The sequence below is a fragment of the Mesorhizobium sp. WSM4311 genome, from assembly GCF_002295115.1.
Taxonomy (GTDB): Bacteria; Pseudomonadota; Alphaproteobacteria; order Rhizobiales; family Rhizobiaceae; genus Mesorhizobium.
Genome location: NZ_NSFV01000002.1, coordinates 326,552 through 344,518, shown reverse-complemented (window position 1 = coordinate 344,518; position 17,967 = coordinate 326,552). Strand labels below are relative to the sequence as shown.

Sequence of the window (17,967 nt, the reverse complement as noted above, 5' to 3'; positions counted from 1 at the left end):
GCGGGGGCTGGCTCCACAAGGAGTCTTAGCCATTCTCTCCTTCTTTGCACGGCGTGTGTCGCTGTCGCTGGTTACATTGTTCCTGCTCAGCATCATGGTGTTCCTGGGCGGCCAGGTGCTGCCCGGCAATGTCGGGCGCGCGATCCTGGGGCCGTTTGCCGACCAGCGCGCGGTCGATGCGCTCAATCATACGCTGGGCGTCGATCGGCCGCTGCTCACCCAATATGCGACCTGGATCTGGAATTTTATCCGGGGCGACATGGGCACGTCCTACATCTTCCGCTCGCCGGTGGCGCCGTTCGTCATCGATGCCTTGGGCAATTCGATGAAGCTGGCCGCGGTCGCCTTCGTCCTGGTGGTGCCGATCGGCATTCTGGGCGGGGTGGTGGCGGCACTCAACCTCAACCGCCCGCTCGACCGCATCATCAGCCTGGGCGGTCTGTCGGTGACGGTGCTGCCGGAGTTCGTAACCGGCATCATCCTGATCCTGATCTTCGGCGTGTGGCTGCGCTGGCTGCCGATCTCGGCGGCATGGCCGAAGAACGCCGGCTTCTTCACCCAGCTCCACTATCTGATCCTGCCGTCGCTGCCGCTGTTCCTGGTCCTGTTCGGCTATATCGCGCGCATGGCGCGCTCCGGCATGATCGAGGCGCTCGATTCCGACTATACGCGAACGGCCGTGCTCAAGGGCCTGCCCTGGCGCACGGTGATCTGGCGGCATGTGCTGCGCAATGCGCTGCTGCCGACCATCACCGTCATCGCCACCCAGACCGGCTATCTCATCGGCGGCCTGGTGGTGATCGAGACGCTGTTCCGCTACCAGGGCATCGGCTCGCTGATTTTCACCGCCGCGCGCGGCAAGGATTTCCCGATGCTGGAATCCGGCATCCTCACCATCGGCATCGTCTATGCGGTGGCGACATTGATCGCCGACTTCCTCTATTCCGTGCTCAATCCACGCATCCGGCTGGGGTCAGACCAATGAGCGCCGTCCAGACCACCTCTTCCCCGCAAGACGACACGCGCCGGCGCAGCCCCATGGCGGAAGTCTTCTTCTCGCTCATGCGCTCGCGAACCTTCCTTGTCGGTCTTGCCATCGTGCTGTTCTGGGTCGCCTGCGCGCTGTTCGGCGAGCACTTCGCGCCCTACGACCCGCTTGCCGACGACATCATCAACGCGCTGGCGCCGCCGTCGTCCGAACACTGGTTCGGCACCGACCAGATCGGCCGCGACGTCTTCTCGCGCGTCATCGTCGGCTCGCGCGACATCCTCACGGTCGCCCCGCTGGCGACCTTGCTGGCGACGATCGCCGGCACGGCACTCGGCCTGCTCACCGGCTATTTCCGCGGCATCGTCGACGATGTCGTCAGCCGCATCCTGGAAGCCTTCATGGCCATCCCCGTGGTCATTGTCGCGCTGCTCGCCATCGTCGCGCTCGGCACGTCCAAGGCCACCGTCATCGTCGTCATCGGCTTGAGCTTCGCGCCGATCATTGCGCGCACCGTGCGCTCGGCGGTGCTGGCCGAGCGCGAACTCGATTATATCGCCGCCGCGCAGTTGAGGCACGAGAGCGCCTTCCACACGATGTTCGTCGAGATCCTGCCCAATGTCATCCCGCCGATCCTGGTCGAGACCACCGTGCGGCTGGGCTACGCCATTTTCGCGGTCGCCACGCTCTCCTTCATGGGTTTTGGCATCCAGCCGCCCTCGCCCGACTGGGGGCTGTCGATCTCCAGCAATTACGGCATGATCGGCGGCGGCTTCTGGTGGACGGTGCTGTTCGACGCACTCGCCATCGCCTCGCTGGTGATCGGTGTCAACCTTGTGGCCGACGGCGTTCATGGAGCGCTCAATGACTAACTCCTCAAAGGCTGAAAACGCCCTCGAGCTGCACGATCTGTCGGTCGCCTACCGGGTGGCCGGGCGCAACCGCGCCGTGCTGCGCAATCTCAGCCTCAACATCAGGCAAGGCGAGGCCTATGGGCTGGTCGGCGAGTCCGGCTGCGGCAAATCCACCGTGGCGCTCACCGTCGTGCGCTATTTGCCAAGAAACGGCTCGATATCGGGCGGCGCGATCTCGCTCGACGGTCATGACGTCATGAAGCTCGATGCCGAGGCCTTGCGGCGCGCCCGCGCCGAAAGCGTCTCGATGGTCTATCAGGATCCCGGCAAGGCGCTGAACCCGTCGATCCGCATCGGCCGGCAACTGACCGAGATCTTCGAGCTTGGCGGGATCACGGGACAGGCAGCGACTGACCGCGCCATCGCCATGCTCAACCGCGTGCGTATCTCCGATCCGCCAAGCGTCATGCAGCGCTATCCGCACCAGCTCTCCGGCGGCATGCAGCAGCGGGTGGCGATCGCCATGGCGCTGGCCAACGATCCCTCGATGCTGATCCTCGACGAACCGACCACCGGCCTCGACGCGACGGTCGAGGCCGAGGTGCTCGACCTCATCGCGCAGCTCAGGCAAGAGCTGTCGGCCTCGATCCTGTTCATCAGCCACAACCTCGCCGTCGTCTCCAACATGTGCGACCGCGTCGGCGTGCTCTATGCCGGCATGCTGGTCGAGGAAGGGCCGACGGATGTCGTCTTCAACGATCCGCGCCATCCCTATACGGTCGCGCTCCTGCGCTGCCTGCCACGCGGCGGCCAGCGCAAGGACCAGGGCCGGCTCGACACCATTCCGGGCTTCCTGCCGGGCATAGGCGCCGACATCAAGGGCTGTGCCTTTGCCGACCGCTGTGCGCTCGCCGACAATCGCTGCCGCACCGAATTGCCGCCGCTCTATGATCTGAGTGACGAGCGCGGCAAGCGGCTGTCGCGCTGCTTTCACCACGACAAGGCGCAAGCCCTGCCGCGCGCCACACCGAGCGATGTTGCGACAGCGCCCAAGCCGACAACCGCACCGGTGCTGCGCGTCGCCGGGCTGAACAAGACCTATGCCAGCCACGGCCATCCCTTGCGCGCCGTCAAGGATGTCTCGCTCGATCTAAGGCCCGGCGAGACGCTGGGGCTGGTCGGCGAATCCGGCAGCGGCAAGACCACCTTCGCCAGGCTGCTGCTCGGCCTTGTGCCGCCCGATGACGGCGGTACCATCGAACTCGAGGGCAAGGCGCTGGCGCCGAAGCTGGAGAACCGTGGCGACGACCAGGTCAAGGCGATGCAGATCGTCTTCCAGAACCCGGACTCCGCGCTCAACCGCTCGCATTCAATCCGCCACATTCTCGGCCGTGCCTTGAAGCGGCTGGCCGGCCTCTCCGGCAAGGCCCAGGAGGCGCGCCTCGACGACCTCGTCCGCTCGGTGCGCCTCACCGACCGGCATCTCGCCGTCAAGCCGCGCCAGCTGTCAGGCGGCCTCAAGCAGCGCGTCGCCATTGCGCGCGCCTTCGCCGGTGATCCGCGTATCGTCGTCTGCGACGAGCCGACCTCCGCGCTCGACGTCTCCGTCCAGGCGGCGATCCTCAACCTGCTCGCCGACCTGCAATCCAAGGAAGACGTCAGCTACATCTTCATTTCGCACGACCTTGGCGTGGTGCGTTACCTCTCCGACAAGATCGCCGTGCTCTATCTCGGCCGCATCATGGAGATCGGCCCATCGGAGGAAGTCTTCTCCGGGCCGCATCATCCCTATACCGAGGCGCTGCTGTCGGCGGTGCCCAAGCTCGACCAGACCGAGACGGCGCGCATCCGGCTCGACGGCGAGATCCCGAGCGCCACCAACCCGCCCCCGGGTTGCGTCTTCCACACGCGCTGCCCGCGCAAGATCGGTCCGATCTGCGAGCAGCAGGAGCCGCCGCTGGCCGAGGCACAGCCCGGCCACTCGATCCGCTGCCACATCCCCTACCCGGAACTTGCCAGGCTGCAGAAGGCAGCCGTGACTGAACCGGCATAGCAAGGCATCGCCGGCCGGTTAGCTCAGGCCGGCCATGCCCAGGGAACGGTCGCCTTCCGAAAAACCCTGTTCGCTGGTCCAGTCCCTGGCCAGCGAGCGCAAGCCCGTCAGCGCGACATCCAGAACATCCGACGAGACGGGATTCGATGGATAGGCGAGATAGATCGGCCGCTGAAACACCGGTGTGTTGTCGATACGCCGCATCTCGCCGCGCTCGATATGGCCGCTGACGGCGCTGAGCGGCAGATAGGCCGCCGCTTGACGCGACAGCACATGCTGCAGGCCGATGAAGACCAGGCCGGCGGAAATCGCCGGCTTGACCATGCCGGCAAAGGCGCGGTCGTGTTCGATGCGGAATTCGAGCCCCCAGTCCATCAGTATGTAGTTTTCAGTCCACGGCTTGGTCTGCGCCGCATGCTGGACGAGCACGACCTGATCCACGGCCAGCGTCTCATAAACGATGCCCGGATGCGGGCGCGGCAGATAGAGGATGCAGATGTCGAGCAGGCCTTCCGCCAGCTGGTCGATGGCCAGATCCGGAAAACTGCCTTCGAGCCGAAGGGCCACGTTCGGCCGCCTGGCCCGCATCCACTCGACCCATGGCGAGGTGATGCGCTCCCACAGATAGGCGGGAGCGGTCAGCCGCAGCAGGCTGTCATAGCCGTCGGGAACGGCGATGTCCTGCCTCGATTGCTCCCAGGTGCGGGTGATGGAAGAGGCGTGCGGCAGGAATTGCCGGCCGGCCGGCGTCAGCGTGACGCCGTCGCGGTCGCGGTCGAAAAGCCGGCGCCCCAACTGTTCCTCCAACCCCCTGATCCGCGCGCTGACAGTGGACTGCGCAAGGTTGAGCCGGCTGGCGGCGACGGTGAAGCTGCCATGTTCGGCGACCTCCAGGAAACTGCGCAGGTTCTCGGTATCCATGGCTTACACCTTGCATCGAGAATTTCGATGGACCCTATCAAAAAATATCGCTTTCCGGTCGCGGTCAAGAATGACCTAAATGGCCGACCCCGAAGAGCAAGCGAGGAATGCAGCCATGCCAAGGCATTTCATGACGATCGACGCCGCTCGCAAGAACCTGACGGCAATCGAAAATTCCGCTGTTGACGACTTGCTGGCCGGTAGGCTCGACCGCCGCGATTTCCTGCGCCACGGCAGCGTGCTCGGCCTTTCCCTGCCGTTCCTGGGCAGCCTTCTCGCGGCCGCCGGCCTCGGCACGCAACAAGTCCGCGCCGAGGGCAAGCCGGGCGGCACGGTGCGCGCGGGCGTGGCGACACCGGGCGGCGCCATCGACCCGGTCACCTACTATGACAGCGGCAGCTACCAGCTGGTTTTCCAGACCGCCGAATTCCTTTGCATCACGCAGCCGGATCTCACCTTGAAGCCGGTGCTGGCGGAAAGCTGGTCGCCGAACGCGGACGGCAGTGTGTGGACCTTCAAGCTGCGCAAGGGCGTGAAATTCCACAATGGCGAGGACTTCAAAGCCGACGACGTGGTGGCGACCTTCGACCGCCTCGCCGATCCCAACGGCGCCTCGAACGCGCTTTCGGTATTCAAGGGCCTGCTGTCGAAGGGCGGCACGCAGAAAGTTGACGACCACACCGTCGCCTTCCATCTCGACGCGCCGAACGGCAGCTTTCCCTATTCGGTGTCGATCGACAATTACAACGCCGTCATCCTGCCGGTGAGCTACAAGGGCGATTACGAAAAGACCTTTGAGGGCACCGGGCCGTTCCGGCTGGAGAGCTATACGCCGAAGGTCGGCGCGACCTTCGTGCGCAACCCCGACTATTGGGGCGACAAGGCGCTGCCTGACCGGCTCGAGTTCAAATTCTACGGCGACGTGCAGCCGCGCATCCTGGCGCTGCAGGCCGGCGAGGTCGACGTCCTCGACGCCGTGCCGCTCGACGTCAGCCAGGTGGTGCTGAACAGCCCCGACATCACGGTGCTGCGTGTCGCCTCGACCGCGCATCGCCAGCTGCACATGCGCTGCGACACCGGTCCCTTCACCGACAAGCGCGTGCGCCAGGCGCTGGCGCTCAGCATCGACCGCTCCAAGCTTGTCGATGGCCTGTGCCGCGGCATGGCGGCCACCGGCAATGACAGCCCGTTCGCGCCGGCCTTCCCCGCGACCGACAAGTCCGTGCCGCAGCGCGTCAAGGACATCGCCAAGGCGAAGCAGCTGATGGAGGCGGCCGGCCTCGCCAGGGGCTTCGACATCACCCTGACGACGCTGCGCTATTCCGACATTCCAGGCTACGCGCAGCTGTTCCAGAATTTCGCCAAGGAGATCGGTGCCCGCATCGCGCTCAACATCGAGGACCAGGACAAATATTACGGCAAGGCGGTGTTCGGCCAGTCGGACTGGCTGGACAGCCCGTTGGGGATCACCGACTACGCCCATCGCAGTGTGCCGAACGTCTTCCTCAAGAGCCCGCTGGTCGGCGATGGCCCGTGGAACGCGGCGCATTTCAAAAACACTGCCTATGACGGCATGGTCGCCTCCTACCTCAAGGCACTCGATATCGGCGCACAGCGCGCGGCGGCCTCCGACATCCAGAAGCTGCTGCTCGACGAGACGCCGGTCATTTTCAGCTATTTCCCGGATCTGCTGGTGCCGGTGCGCAAGAATGTCAGCGGCCTGCCGCCGATCGCCGCCGGCCTGCTGCTCGATCGCGTGTCGCTGGGATAGAGACTGGATTGGACAATTCCGCTTTCGGGCGGCGAGGCTATCCGCTGGCAAGGCTGCGAAGAGCGATGGGGGGCCATCGTTCGAGCGGCTCGATGCACGGAAAACCCGCCGTCCGGAAACCCTCAGCGGCACCATGGCTCAATGCAGGTTCATCTCGCTGTGCGCCAACGCTCGATGACAAAAGACAAGAAACGGGAGACTATCATTCGCAAGCCTCATTTGCGCGGTCGCGGACCGCATTTCCCCTTGCTCGACAATATCGTGCAGTATGAGTTCGAGCCGGGCTATGTCGCCTTCACCATGCCGATGCAGAAGCGGCTGCGTGTGCAGGTGGGATCGATGATCGTCGCCGATACGACCAAGGCGCTGGTGCTCTACGAATCCGATCATCTGCCGGTTTACTACTTTCCGGTGAGTGACGTGCGCGAGGAGTTCCTGCTGCCGAGCAGGACGACGACAGAGAGCCCGTTCAAGGGCGTCGCCACGCATTATTCGCTGAACACCGGCATCACGCTGGTCGAGGATGCCGCCTGGCGTTATCTGGATCCGGTCAAGGGATCGCCCCTGCTTTCGGACCACATGTCCTTCTATTGGCCCAAGATGACGCACTGGTATGAGGAAGACGAAGAGATCTTCGTCCACGCCCGCGATCCGTTCCGCCGGGTCGACTGCCTGCCCTCCTCGCGACGGGTGCAGGTCATCCTAGACGGCGAACAGGTCGCCGATTCACGCCGCGGCATGTTCCTGTTCGAAACCGGCCATCCGGTGCGCCACTATCTGCCGATCTCGGACACGCGGCTCGATATGTTCGCGCCCAGCCGCTACATTTCGCGCTGCCCCTACAAGGGCATCTCCAACTACTATCACGTGACGACGCCCAAGAAGCGGCACGAGAATCTCGTCTGGTACTATCCCGAGCCGGTGCATGAGGCCGAGCGCATCAAGGGACTGGTCTGCTTCCACCACGAACTGGTCGACAAGATCCTGGTCGACGGCGTCGAGATCCCGAAGGAAGCCACCGCTGCGTCGGACGGCTATTTCTAGGCATCGCTGCCCCTGCCGGCTTGCGCATTGAGCGCTTGATCGAAACATGGCGCAGCGCATACCTTCCCTGAAACGGGAGGGCTATCGATGGATCTTTTCAAGCTGGACGGCGATGTCGCGCTGGTTACCGGTGCCGGCAGCGGCATTGGCCAGGCAATCGCAATTGGATTGGCCGAGGCAGGAGCCAACGTCGCGTGTTTCGGTCATGCATCGAAAGGCGGGCTGGAAGAAACCGCGCACCAAATCACGGCACTCGGGCGCAAGGCTTTGGTGCTGACCGGCACGGTCACTTCGGAGAGCGATCTGGCGGCGGCAATCGATCGCGTCGAGGTCGAACTCGGTGCATTGACCGTTGCCGTCAACAATGCCGGCATCGCCGGTTCGGAACCGGCCGAGACCTTGTCGCTCGATAAGTGGCAGAAGGTGCACGAGGTCAACGTCGCCGGCGTTTTCCTGTCCTGCCAGGCCGAAGCCCGCAAGATGCTGGCGCGCCGCAAAGGCTCGATCATCAACATCGCCTCGATGTCCGGCACCATCGTCAATCGGGGATTGACGCAGGCGCACTACAATTCGTCGAAAGCCGCCGTCATCCACATGTCGAAGAGCCTTGCAATGGAATGGGCGGACCGGGGCTTGCGCGTCAATGTCATCAGCCCCGGCTATACGCTGACACCGATGAACAAGCGGCCGGAAGTGGCGGAGGAGATCAAGATCTTCAAGCGCGACACGCCGATGGGACGCATGGCAGCGCCTGAGGAAATGGTCGGGCCGACGGTGTTCCTGGCCAGCCGCGCGTCGAGCTTCGTCACCGGCCTCGACCTGATCGTCGATGGCGGCTACGTCTGCTGGTAGGGCCGCATCTCGCCGAACTTCGCCTGCAGTCTCAATTTGTGCATCTGCGAAGCGTTAGTCGTTGCGTAAGATGAACGTTGGTATATATAATTTCATCCCATGAAAGGGCTTGGCGAGATGGGGCTTGCCATGCCGACAGCCGAGATCATGGGACCTTGATGGCTTGCACCTTGCAGGGCGCCGCAAGACTGGCAATTGATCCGCGGATGGTCGCTCCACCAGCGGTCCGTCGGCAGCCATGACGCGGACGCCATATTCCATCATCACGAGAATTGAGCACCATCTTGCCTGCGCTGGCCAAGCCAGGGCGACAATTTTGGCGCCGACGGCCTTGCGCAGCGAACCGCCTTTCCAACACAATCAAGAAAAGCCGCAAGAAGGGAACGACCGATAACCGTCACAGCTTGAAGGAGAACAAGCATGTCATTTCGCAGTCGAGTTTCAAAACTATCGATTGGCGCCGTCGCGCTCGCAACGTTAAGCCTGCTCACACCTTCCGCCCGGGCCGCCGCACCGGAATCCAATGACCCGATAAAGATCGCGCTGTTCGACTGGACCAGCGTCAATCTCAACGCCAAGATCCTCGGCGGCATCCTGGAAAAGCTCGGCTATACCGTTGAATACCCGACCGCCGACTATCTCTCCAGCCTGACCACAGGCCTCACCAATGGCGACCTCGATGTCGGTCTGGAATTCTGGGACACGACTGCCGGCGAGGCGATGAAGGCCTCCGATGCGACTGGCCAGACGGAGCGCCTCGGCAAGCTTGGACCCAAGGCCAAGGAAGAGTGGTGGTTTCCCGAATATATGAAGGAGAAATGCCCGACACTGCCGGACTGGCATGCCTTGCTCGACCCGACATGCGCGGCGTCGTTCTCGACGGCGGAGACCGCACCGAAAGGGCGCTATCTCGGCGGCCCGGTGACCTGGGAAGGCTTTGACGACGAGCGTGTCGCGGCGCTGAAACTGCCCTTCACCGTGATCCACGCCGGCACCGATGCGGCAATGTTCGCCGAACTCGATTCCGCCTATCAGCGCAAGGCGCCGATCATGCTGTGGATCTATTCGCCGCATTGGGCGCCGGCCAAGTACAAGGGCGAGTGGGTGCAATTCCCGGAATACACGCCCGAATGCTATAATGATCCGAAGTGGGGCGTGAACCCCGACGCCAAATATGATTGCGGCAAGCCGCACGGCGAGATCTGGAAATACTCCTGGTCCGGCATGAAGGACAAATGGCCGGTCGCCTATAAGGTGGCCAAGGCCTTCACGATCGACACCGACGAGCTCAACAAGATGAGCGGCGATATCGATCTCGGCGGCAAGACGCCGGAAGATGTCGCCGCCGCCTGGATCGCCGCGCATGAGGCAGACTGGAAAGCCTGGGCGCAGTGATCGTTCCGACTGGAAAAATGGGGCCTGGCCGTTGATCGGCCGGGTCTCAGGTCTTGATGTTCCAGAAGGATGATTGGATGACGACTGAACAGGGATCGACACAACCAGGCACCAACGATCGCCCGGTAAAGCTTGCCTGCCGCAATGTGTGGAAGCTGTTCGGAGTGAACGCAGCCAGCTTCATCCGCGAGCGCGACGGCAAGGCCAGCATGGCCGATGTCACTGCTGCCGGACTGGTCGGCGCCGTGCGCGCGGTCGATCTCGAAATCCGCCAGGGCGAGATCTTCATCATCATGGGGCTGTCGGGCTCCGGCAAATCGACATTGGTGCGCTGCATGTCGCGACTGGTCGAGCCGAGCCATGGCAAGATTGAATTCGAGGGCAAGGACCTGCTCAAGATTTCCGATGCGGCGCTCATCGAATTGCGCCGCCACCGCATGGGCATGGTGTTCCAGAATTTCGCGCTGCTGCCGCATCTCAATGTGCTGGACAACATCGCCTTTCCGCTCAGCATCCAGGGGCAGGACCGGGCAACGCGCGAGGCGCGCGCCCGCGAGGTCATCGATCTGGTCGGCTTGCGCGGCCGCGAGCATTTCTACCCACGCGAATTGTCCGGCGGCCAGCAGCAGCGCGTCGGCATCGCCCGCAGCCTGGCGACCAAACCGGAGATCTGGTTCCTCGACGAGCCGTTCTCCGCCCTCGATCCGCTGATCCGCCGCGAAATGCAGGACGAGCTGATGCGGCTGCAGACCATGCTGCACAAGACCATCGTCTTCATCACCCATGATTTCGACGAGGCCATCCGGCTGGCCGATCGTATCGCCATCATGAAGGATGGCGAGGTCATCCAGATCGGCACGCCGGAGGAGCTGGTGGTCAATCCGGCGACCGACTATGTCGCAGAATTCACCCGCGACGTCGACCGCGCCAAGGTGATTTCCGCGTACAGCCTGATGCGTGCCTGCGATGGTTCGGAGCATGGTGGCACGGTTTCGCCGGATGCCAAGATCGCCAGTTTCTCGGCAAGCATCGTTTCAGCCGGCAAGCCGTTCGCCGTGGTCAACGGCACCGGCAAGCCGATCGGCGAAGTGACGCCGCAAGCGGTCATCGACCTGCTGGCCGGCATCGAGCACGCAAGAGCCGACGCATGACGGTGACGGCAAGCGCCAGCGAGCCGAGGCCGCCGCTTCAGCGCTGGCTGCTGGTCTGGGCGGCGGCCCTTGCCGCCGTGCTGTTGGTGTTCCTGTTGCAGGACAGCGTCCCTTGGGCTGTCGACTATCCGGCCAACGCCGTCGTGCCCGTCGCCGACTGGGTCAGCGCGCTGATGGGCTGGATCAAGTCGAACCTGTCATGGTTGACCCGCTCGATCACCGCGGTCCTCGGCGTGCCGCTCGATTTCGCGCTCAATCTCTTGGCGAAGAACTTCAAAATCGGCCACGGCGCGGATGCCTATGTCCTGCCGCGCCTGTCCTGGGTTGGCGTCTGCGCTGTCGCCTTCCTCGCCGGGCATGCCGTGGGCGGCCGGAAACTCAGCCTGCTGGTCGGCGGCTGTTTCCTCTACATCGCGCTGTTCGGCCAATGGACCAGCGCCATGCTGACGCTGGCGCTGATCTCCATCGCCGTGCCGTTCTGCATCGTCACCGGCCTGTTCGCCGGCATCTGGGCCTGGCGCAAGCCTTGGGCGGAGAGGCTTATCCTCTCCCCTGCCCTCGACCTGATGCAGACGATCCCGACCTTCGCCTATCTCATCCCGATGCTGCTCCTGTTCGGCAACAGTCCGGTGTCGGCGATGATCGCCACCGCCATCTTCGCCACGCCGCCGATGGTGCGGGCGACGATGCTCGGCCTCACCCGCGTGCCGCTGGAGATCGGCGAATTCAGCGACATGGCCGGCTGCACGGCGCGGCAGAAACTGTGGCGGGTGCTGTTGCCCTCGGCGCGGCCGACGCTGATGGTCGGCGTCAACCAGGTGATCATGCTGGCGCTCAACATGGTCATCATCGCCTCGATGATCGGCGCCGGCGGCCTCGGCTACGACGTGCTTCTGGCGCTGCGGGCGCTGAAGGTTGGCGAGGCGATGGAGGCTGGTCTCGCCATTGTGGCGCTGGCGATCGCGCTTGACCGGCTGAGCCAGGCCATCGCGCATAAGCAGGCGAAGGGCCATGTTCATCAGGCGGTGAGCCCGAGCTTCTGGCGGCGCCATCCCAATCTGTCGCTGGCCATCGCCATCCTTGCCGTCACCACGCTGCTCGGCCTGTTCGTGCCGGCCTTCGCGGCGGTGCCGAAGGCGATCACCTTCACCACCGCGCCGCTGTGGAAGGCGGCGGTGAACTGGGTGACGATCAATTTCTTCGATGCGATCGAAGCCTTTCGCGTTGCGCTGATCCTCAACGTGCTCAACCCGGTGCGCGCCTTCTGCGAAGGCTTTCCGTGGCTAGGCGCGGTGTTCCTGCTCGGCCTTGCCGGCTATCAGCTTAGCGGCCTGCGGCTGGCCGCCCTGGTCGCCGCGCTGACAGGTTTCTGCGCGATCACCGGGCTGTGGGAAAAGACCATGGCGACGGTCTATCTCTGCGGCATCTCGGCCTTCATCGCCTGCCTGATCGGCATCCCGATCGGGCTGATGGCAGCGCGCAGCGACCGCTTCGAGAAGATCGTCACGCCCATCATCGACACACTGCAGGTACTGCCGTCCTTCTGCTTCATCATCCCGGTGGTGATGCTGTTCCGCGTCGGCGACGTGACCGCCATGATTGCAACAATAGCCTTCGCCGTGGTGCCGGCGATCCGCTACACCAATCACGGGATAAGACAGGTGCCGCCGGCTCTGATCGAGGCGGCCAAGGTGTCGGGCTGCACGCCGCGCCAGACCTTCTTTCGCGTGCAATTGCCGCTGGCGCTGCCGGAGATCATGCTCGGCGTCAACCAGACCATCCTGATGGCGCTGGCGATGATCATCATCTGCGCCATGGTCGGCACGCGCGATCTCGGCCAGGAGGTGTTCATCGCGCTGTCCAAGGCCGATTCCGGCCGCGGCATCGTCGCGGGCCTGGCCATCGCCTTCATCGGCATCGTCGCCGACCGGCTGTTCAACGCCTGGACGGCGAAGGCGCGGGCAAGGCTGGGATAGGCAGAAGATGCGTCGCGGCTACTCCGCCGCGACGCCCTTCACCTCGAGATAGCTCTCCATGGAATCGTCCAGCGCCTGCAGCCAGGGCGTGTGATGCAACGGCGCCATGGTGCCGGTCATCAGCGAGCGGTAGGCATGGTCGCGGAAGCCCATAATGTCTTCCGCCTTGTGGTGTTCCCACTCCATGAAGGTCTGGTTGACCGCCTCGACATCGAAGCCGGGATAGTCGGTCTGGTCCATCAGTTCCTTGGTGTAGTCGCCCTGGAACCAGATCATCTGCTCGGCGTCTTCCAGCGTTTCCTCGCGCGCCCGCCACTTCGCGCCGTGCGCTGCCATCGCCTCGGCCGACGGCAATTTGATGCGGCCCATGATGACATCGCGGGCGAACCAGGCCTGCGCGTCGAACATGTTGAAGGTGTAGAACTGGTCCTGCATGCCGATATAGAACAGCTTCGGATTCTTTTCCCACACCACGCCTTCATAGAGATCCAGCGGCCACATGCGGTTGGCGGTCTTGAGCTTGAGGTCGTCGGTGAGGAAGGGGAAGGAATGGAGATAGCCGGTGCACAGGATGATGGCGTCGACATCCTTTGACGTGCCGTCCTTGAAGTACGCGGTCTTGCCAACGACCTTCTGCAGGAGCGGCACTTCCTTCCAATTCTCCGGCCATCTGAAGCCCATCGGCTTCGAACGGTAGCTGGAGGTGATCGACTTGGCGCCGTATTTGTAGCATTGCGAGCCGATGTCCTCGGCCGAATAGGAGCGGCCAATGATCAGGATATCCTTGCCCTTGAATTCCATGGCGTCGCGGAAATCATGGCTGTGCAGGATGCGGCCGTTGAAGGTGGCGAAACCCTCGAAATAGGGAACGTTGGGCACCGAGAAATGCCCTGAGGCGACGACGACGTTGTCGAACTCTTCGGAATAGGTGACGTCGTTGGCGCGGTCATGCGCGGTGACGGTGAATTTCTTGGTTTCGTCCGAGAAGGTCACCATGCGCACCGGGCTGTTGAAGCGCACCCATTTGCGCAGGCCCGATTTTTCGACGCGGCCCTTGATGTAATCCCACAGCACTGCGCGCGGCGGATAAGAGCCGATCGGCCGGCCGAAATGCTCCTCGAAAGTGTAGTCGGCGAATTCCAGGCATTCCTTCGGGCCGTTCGACCAGAGGTAGCGGTACATCGAGCCATGCACGGGATCGCCATGCTCGTCGAGGCCGGTGCGCCAGGTGTAGTTCCACAGGCCACCCCAGTCCGACTGCTTTTCGAAGCAGACGATTTCGGGGATGTCGGCGCCCTTGTCTTCAGCCGACTTGAAGGCCCTGAGCTGTGCCAGGCCGGACGGTCCGGCGCCGATGACGGCAACACGAGTTTTCATTTCCAGGGCCTCCTCATTTTTGATTTCCCCAGCGAAACAAATTTCACTGACAGTGACACTAATTGGCCCTTCGGTGCTGTCAACAGACATCTGCGGGAACGGCGTTTGCCCGCAAAGGATTCCTGGCGAAAAAACCTTCGCGGACAGAATCCATGGGATCGTCCGATGGACTTAAGACAGCTTGCCGACACAGCCGCGCTGCTGTATCGCCACCTGACATGTTCACCTTGAGTGAAATAAATCCGCGAAGTCCGGGGGCGACATGGCGAAAGACAGTTCCAAGGCCGGGCTTGCCGGCGCCAAGCCGAAGCCCCAGCCAAAGGTCTCGGCGGACGGCAAGACCATCCGCGCACCACTGACGCAGAACCCGCACGCCATCCGCGACACACGCGAGAAGGTGCTGGAGGTGGCCATCGGCCGCGAGGTGCGGGCGTTCCGCAAGAAGCTCGGCATCACCGTCGCCGATCTCGCCGTCGCGACCGACATTTCACTGGGTATGCTGTCGAAGATCGAGAACGGCATCACCTCGCCGTCGCTGACCACGCTGCAGGCGCTGTCGCGGGCGCTCGGCGTTCCGGTCACCGCCTTCTTCCGCCGCTTCGAGGAGGAGCGCAGCGCCGTCTTCGTCAAGGCCGGCGAAGGGCTGGATGTCGAGCGCCGCGGCACGCGCGCCGGCCATCAATACAATCTGCTCGGCCATATCGGGTCGAACACCAGCGGCGTCGTCGTCGAACCCTACCTGATCACCCTGACCGAAGATTCGGACGTGTTCCCGACTTTCCAGCATGAGGGCATGGAGTTCCTCTATATGCTGGAGGGCGAAGTCGTTTACCGGCACGGCAGCAACCTCTACCCGATGAAGCCCGGCGACAGCCTGTTCTTCGATGCCGACGCGCCGCACGGGCCGGAGCAACTGACGAAACTGCCAATGCGGTATTTGTCGATCATCTGCTATCCGCAGAACAGCGCGGGCTAATCAGGCCCAAAGCCCGGGCTGGTCGCGCTCCCGTCGTCCAGCTTCGACAGCCATTCGACCAGCGTCGGCCGATAGCGCGTGAGGCCCTTGTAGGTGGCGAGTTCCTCGGGCAGGTCGCGGATGACGCGGTGCAGGCGTCGCGCCCATTTCGGCTGCGTCACGAGTTCGTCCATCTTGATCAGGTAGCAGCGGATCGGGAAGACGATGCCGTTGGAGCGCGGCAGCCGCCAGAAGCTTTGCAGCTCGACGCGCAGATGCACCTTGTCGCCGACATTTTCGGGCGTCACGGTTGTCCGGTCCGGACCCCATTTGTGGTAATTTTCCGGGCTGGTATCGAGGCGCGGATTGATGGTCATCGTCCAGTTGAGGCGCCGCGCCGGCTTACCCTGCTGGATGTTGGTGAGGAATTTCAGCGCCCTGGTGAAAATGCCCTTCTCATGCGCCAGCGGCACCGGTGCGTGCCACTCGAAAAAATTCATGCCGATGTCGAAATCGAGCGACCAGTCGGCCTGGGTGGTGACCATGCCGGCATCCATCCACAGATTGCCGTCGCGCTGGTCGAGGATGCAGAAATCGCCCTGGCTCTGGCGGGTGATGTATTCCATCGGACCATAAGGCAGGGTCGAGGTGTCGCCGAAGGTGAAGGTGTCGTCGATGCCGAGCGGCCGGTTGATCCAGCGCCAGCGGTCGCCGTCCCGCGTCAGCGTGAAATGCTCGGGATAGCCCAGCGCCTGCTGTTCCATCAGCAGTTCGAGCAGATCCCAGCCGGCCAGCGTCATATGCGGCAGCGACTGGCAGCGCAGCGGATCCTCGGCCAGCACCAAAGCGCGGTCCTGCATCTCGGCGACGTAGTGCTCGTCGACATCGATCAGATTCTCCAGCACGCTGCCCCTCGGCCCGACGACATGCGGCTCGATGTTGACCGCATACATGTAGGCGTCTTCATGGAACGGGAACGGGAACCGCCTGATGTGCTCCGGGCTGTTCCTGAAGGTGAAGTCGTCGCGGAAGGTTTCCTTGCGAAAGGTGATGCCCAAGCTCGCCTCCTATCTTTCCAGCACCAGCGACCGGCCCTCGAAGCGCGACACGCACGGCATGATCTTGCAGCCCGAGCGGTGGTCTTCCTCGCTCAGCCAGTGGTCGTTGTGGATGAACTTGCCATCGTAAGAGATGACATTGGTTTCGCACTGGCCACAGACGCCGCCGCGGCAGAGATAGGGCGGGTCGACCCCGGCCGCCTCGATGGCTTCCAGCAGGCTCTGCTGTTCATCGACGCGGATGGTCTTGCCGCTGATTGCCAGCGTCACATCGAAAGGCAGGCCGGGCTGGGGCGCGGCGAAATGCTCGAAATGCACGGCCTCGGACGGCCAGCCCAAGGCGGCCGCGCGGTCGCGCACCCAGTTGATCATGCCGGCCGGGCCGCAGACATAGAGATGCGTGCCGAGCGGCTGCGTCGACAGCAGCCGGTCGAGATCGATGCGCTCGTCGCGGTCGTCATGGTAGAGCCGGATGCGCCTGTCGTAGCGCTCTCGCAGTACGTCGGCATAGGTACCCAGAGAGGCGGTCCGGCAGGTGTAGTGCAGTTCGAAATTGCCGCCCTCGCCCGCCAGTTGCGCTGTCTGCGCCATGAAGGGCGTGATGCCGATGCCGCCGGCCAGCATCAGGTGTTTCTTGGCACGCAAGTCGAGCGAGAACAGATTGACGGGATAGCTGATCACCATCTCCAGGCCCGGCTTGACGGACCGGTGCATGAACAGCGAGCCGCCACGCCCGACATCGTCGCGGCGCACCGAGATCGTGTATTCGCGCGTGTCGAGCGGCGAACCCATCAGCGAATAGGGATTGAGCCGGGTGCGGTCGCCGTCGCGCATCTCGACCACGACATGGGCGCCGCCGGAAAAGGTCGGCAACAGCTCGCCGTCGCGCCTGCGGAAATGGAAGCGGGTGACCAGTTCGTTGACCGGAACGACGTCGCTGACGACGACATCGAGTTTTGTGGTGCCGGTGCTCATGGGAAGGCCTCCTCCATTGGAGGAATCTCCGAGCGATCCTCGGCATTGATGCAGACGCCCTGGAAAGCGGCGAGGCGCCGCGAATAGTGATCGCGCACCAGAAGCAGCAAGCCGCAATGCGAACAGGTCGATGGCTGTGTCGTGACGTTCTCGGTGATGCCCTTGCAGTGAACGCACTGCATGCGCCTGGCCAGCGAGCCACGATGCTCCGTCTGCATGGAGGTGTGGTCGATGCCGGCTTCGAGCGCCACCTGCATGGCCTGGCCGATCAGTCCCTCGGTGCCGGCGAGGTAGAGGCGCAAGCCCATATGGGCATTGCCCAGCGTCTGCTTCAGCCTCGGCAGCAGGCTGGCGAAGGATGGCGCCTGATGAAACTGCGCCGGCCTCAGCGCTTCGAGGGCGGCGACGTGTTTGTTGTCCGGCCCCGGGATAAAGTCGATTTCGGCGCCATCGAAAAACCCGGCAGGCGCTTTTGCGGCCATGTCTGAAATAGCGAGCGCACCTTCGGCATCGGCGATGAAAAGATGGTGTTTGCCGGGCTGCGGAGAGAGCGTTCCGTAGACCGGCCGGCTGATGATGCTTTTTGCTGCCATTTAA

15 protein-coding genes are annotated in these 17,967 nt (G+C 63.4%); 10 read left to right on the top strand and 5 right to left on the bottom strand.

The genetic code is table 11. From position 1 onward, the window contains the following. Positions 1-31: 31 nt before the first annotated feature. The 3 genes from CK226_RS05405 to CK226_RS05395 are packed head-to-tail and all read left to right on the top strand — an operon-like array spanning position 32 to position 3,895. Entirely contained in the window at positions 32-985 is a 954-nt protein-coding gene (locus tag CK226_RS05405) for an ABC transporter permease (RefSeq protein ID WP_095771121.1), read from the top strand. Next, positions 982-1,860 (top strand): ABC transporter permease, encoded by an 879-nt coding sequence (locus CK226_RS05400; RefSeq protein ID WP_095771122.1) that lies wholly within the window; start codon positions 982-984, stop codon positions 1,858-1,860. The genes CK226_RS05405 and CK226_RS05400 overlap by 4 nt, the downstream gene beginning before the upstream one ends. Beyond that, positions 1,853-3,895 carry an ABC transporter ATP-binding protein gene (locus CK226_RS05395; RefSeq protein ID WP_095791263.1) on the top strand — a complete coding sequence of 681 codons (2,043 nt, stop codon included), beginning with the start codon at positions 1,853-1,855 and terminating at the stop codon, positions 3,893-3,895. Before CK226_RS05400 ends, CK226_RS05395 begins: the two co-directional genes overlap by 8 nt. An 18-nt stretch (positions 3,896-3,913) precedes the next feature. Here the strand turns inward: CK226_RS05395 and CK226_RS05390 are convergent, their stop codons facing one another. After that, a complete protein-coding gene (locus tag CK226_RS05390; protein ID WP_095791262.1) occupies positions 3,914-4,816 on the bottom strand; it encodes a LysR family transcriptional regulator in 903 nt (300 codons plus the stop codon). A gap of 115 nt (positions 4,817-4,931) precedes the next feature. Between CK226_RS05390 and CK226_RS05385 the strand changes: the two genes are divergently transcribed. The 6 genes from CK226_RS05385 to CK226_RS05360 all read left to right on the top strand — a co-directional run bounded on the left by CK226_RS05385 (position 4,932) and on the right by CK226_RS05360 (position 13,005). After that, positions 4,932-6,587, top strand: coding sequence for an ABC transporter substrate-binding protein (locus tag CK226_RS05385; protein WP_095791444.1), 1,656 nt, complete (start codon positions 4,932-4,934; stop codon positions 6,585-6,587). Positions 6,588-6,761: 174 nt separating this feature from the next. After that, positions 6,762-7,631 carry a DUF427 domain-containing protein gene (locus CK226_RS05380; RefSeq protein ID WP_095791443.1) on the top strand — a complete coding sequence of 290 codons (870 nt, stop codon included), beginning with the start codon at positions 6,762-6,764 and terminating at the stop codon, positions 7,629-7,631. A gap of 87 nt (positions 7,632-7,718) precedes the next feature. Next, positions 7,719-8,483 (top strand): SDR family oxidoreductase, encoded by a 765-nt coding sequence (locus CK226_RS05375; RefSeq protein WP_095791261.1) that lies wholly within the window; start codon positions 7,719-7,721, stop codon positions 8,481-8,483. 420 nt (positions 8,484-8,903) lie between these two features. Beyond that, a complete protein-coding gene (locus CK226_RS05370) occupies positions 8,904-9,878 on the top strand; it encodes an ABC transporter substrate-binding protein (RefSeq protein ID WP_095791260.1) in 975 nt (324 codons plus the stop codon). Between the two features lie 77 nt (positions 9,879-9,955). Further along, on the top strand, positions 9,956-11,029 hold the full coding sequence (locus CK226_RS05365; protein ID WP_095791442.1) for a glycine betaine/L-proline ABC transporter ATP-binding protein: 1,074 nt from the start codon (positions 9,956-9,958) through the stop codon (positions 11,027-11,029). Beyond that, positions 11,026-13,005 (top strand): ABC transporter permease subunit, encoded by a 1,980-nt coding sequence (locus CK226_RS05360; RefSeq protein WP_095791259.1) that lies wholly within the window; start codon positions 11,026-11,028, stop codon positions 13,003-13,005. The genes CK226_RS05365 and CK226_RS05360 overlap by 4 nt, the downstream gene beginning before the upstream one ends. 18 nt (positions 13,006-13,023) lie before the next feature. On the opposite strand, the gene CK226_RS05355 is transcribed toward CK226_RS05360, so the two are convergent. After that, entirely contained in the window at positions 13,024-14,382 is a 1,359-nt protein-coding gene (locus tag CK226_RS05355; RefSeq protein WP_095786678.1) for an NAD(P)/FAD-dependent oxidoreductase, read from the bottom strand. Between the two features lie 262 nt (positions 14,383-14,644). Here CK226_RS05355 and CK226_RS05350 point away from each other — a divergent pair, with 262 nt between their 5' ends. Beyond that, on the top strand, positions 14,645-15,358 hold the full coding sequence (locus CK226_RS05350; RefSeq protein ID WP_064983208.1) for an XRE family transcriptional regulator: 714 nt from the start codon (positions 14,645-14,647) through the stop codon (positions 15,356-15,358). Here CK226_RS05350 and CK226_RS05345 read toward each other — a convergent pair. The 3 genes from CK226_RS05345 to CK226_RS05335 are packed head-to-tail and all read right to left on the bottom strand — an operon-like array spanning position 15,355 to position 17,963. Continuing rightward, positions 15,355-16,395: a DUF3445 domain-containing protein gene (locus CK226_RS05345; RefSeq protein ID WP_095791258.1), complete on the bottom strand. Its 1,041-nt coding sequence runs from the start codon at positions 16,393-16,395 to the stop codon at positions 15,355-15,357. The two genes, CK226_RS05350 and CK226_RS05345, sit on opposite strands and share 4 nt — an antisense overlap. Before the next feature lie 9 nt (positions 16,396-16,404). Continuing rightward, on the bottom strand, positions 16,405-17,370 hold the full coding sequence (locus CK226_RS05340) for a PDR/VanB family oxidoreductase (RefSeq protein ID WP_095791257.1): 966 nt from the start codon (positions 17,368-17,370) through the stop codon (positions 16,405-16,407). Then, positions 17,367-17,963 carry a dimethylamine monooxygenase subunit DmmA family protein gene (locus CK226_RS05335; protein WP_095791256.1) on the bottom strand — a complete coding sequence of 199 codons (597 nt, stop codon included), beginning with the start codon at positions 17,961-17,963 and terminating at the stop codon, positions 17,367-17,369. Before CK226_RS05335 ends, CK226_RS05340 begins: the two co-directional genes overlap by 4 nt. Positions 17,964-17,967 lie beyond the last annotated feature (4 nt).